Source organism: Sulfitobacter sp. HI0129, from assembly GCF_001635395.1.
Lineage (GTDB): Bacteria > Pseudomonadota > Alphaproteobacteria > Rhodobacterales > Rhodobacteraceae > Sulfitobacter.
This window is the reverse complement of the sequence record NZ_LWGH01001126.1, coordinates 1-1321: the sequence shown is the minus strand read 5'-3', so window position 1 is coordinate 1321 and position 1321 is coordinate 1. Positions and strand designations below refer to the sequence as shown.

The following is a 1321-nucleotide window of genomic DNA, read 5'->3' as shown; positions in this document are numbered from 1 at the left end:
GTCGCGTAATCCATGGCAAGATAAAGAACGCCTTCCTCAGTCCTCTCGGGGATCGCATCTACAAATTTATGGTTAATTTTCTTTATCGTCATCGAGCCTGTCCATGTTGTTTATCATGTTGCCGTCAATCGTGTAGTTGCTGGAATGCTCGCCCTCAAAATCGGCATAAAATCCAACCAGTTTCTTCCATCTGAGTACCGCGAGCGTTGCGTTCAGAGCGTTCAGGTCAGCGACTTGGATGTTGGTGGCGTAAGCTTCATCGATCTCTGCTTCGCCCATGCCCACGCGGCGGCGTAGCGGTTCGCGCCGCTCAGCTGTGCTCAGCGTCACCCGCAGCACGCCGACCAAGGCATCGTCGCCCATCTCGATGCCCATACCAACATCGATGAAGGGGATGCCCTGTTCTTCGAGGCGTTCGACTGCCGGGCGTTTGGCGATGCCGGAGTCAACGCACACAAAGACGAAATCCATCTCGTCTAAAAGGTCCGCGTTGGAGGCGTCGAGATAGACCGGGTAAGGGACGATCCCCTTGCGCATGGGTGCATAAAGCGCTGAGAAGTAATCGACCTTTTTGTTTCGACCGCGCAGTGTTTCGATGCTGGGCGCGCCAGGGCTCCGGAACGCGTTGTGCTGCAGGAAATCATCCCCATCGATGAGATGCAGCTCGCGGATCGGGGTCTTGGCGAGCAGATCGAGAACGTAAGAGCCGGTCCCACCAAGGCCGACAATTGCGACCTTGTTCATTGCCAGCTTTTCGGAGAGACCGCCGATTCCGGCCCGTGTCGAGGCTGTGTCTTGGTAGTTGAATACCGGATCAGGTTCATCGGAGTTTGCAACGACGTAGGTGCGCGCATCTGCCGTCGGATCGATTTTCCGCGCGGACGAAGCGATCATCTCTACATAGGTAGCCATCTTGTGTTCATAGTCGCGGTAGCCTTCTTTCGGCTTGGCCGAAAACATGTGGTCTACCGTGATGTCTTTGCCGAGGGTCTGGCGTCTGCTGGAATGCCTGATGCTTTCGAGCGTTTTGCCGTCCGGATCGCAAGGATGTTCGCCCACGAAGTACGCCTTGTGGTCGCTCGGCGTCATCGTTTCGCCCCCGTTCATCTGCAGAACAGAAACGAGGGTGCCAAGCTTTACCTCGCGATTGGCGTTCACGTAGGGCACGTTGGAAATCACGAGGTGGCCATTCTTTACGGCCACCTCGTATCCGCCCTCTTCGAGGGCCTTGAGATCGGCGTTACGACTTATCAGTTGCCGTGACATTGAAGATCATGCCCTCCTTCAGCTTCACGGTATCGCCCTCATCCAGCGTGCCTTC

2 protein-coding genes are annotated in these 1321 nt (G+C 55.9%); both read right to left on the bottom strand.

Annotation, left to right across the window (positions count from 1 at the left end):
- Positions 1–72: 72 nt before the first annotated feature.
- Positions 73–1254: a ThiF family adenylyltransferase gene (locus A3764_RS23650; protein ID WP_443069416.1), complete on the bottom strand. Its 1182-nt coding sequence runs from the start codon at positions 1252–1254 to the stop codon at positions 73–75.
- Complete coding sequence (locus A3764_RS26495) at positions 1241–1294, bottom strand: hypothetical protein (RefSeq protein ID WP_443069415.1); 54 nt, start codon at positions 1292–1294, stop codon at positions 1241–1243. The genes A3764_RS23650 and A3764_RS26495 overlap by 14 nt, the downstream gene beginning before the upstream one ends.
- Between the last annotated feature and the right edge of the window lie 27 nt (positions 1295–1321).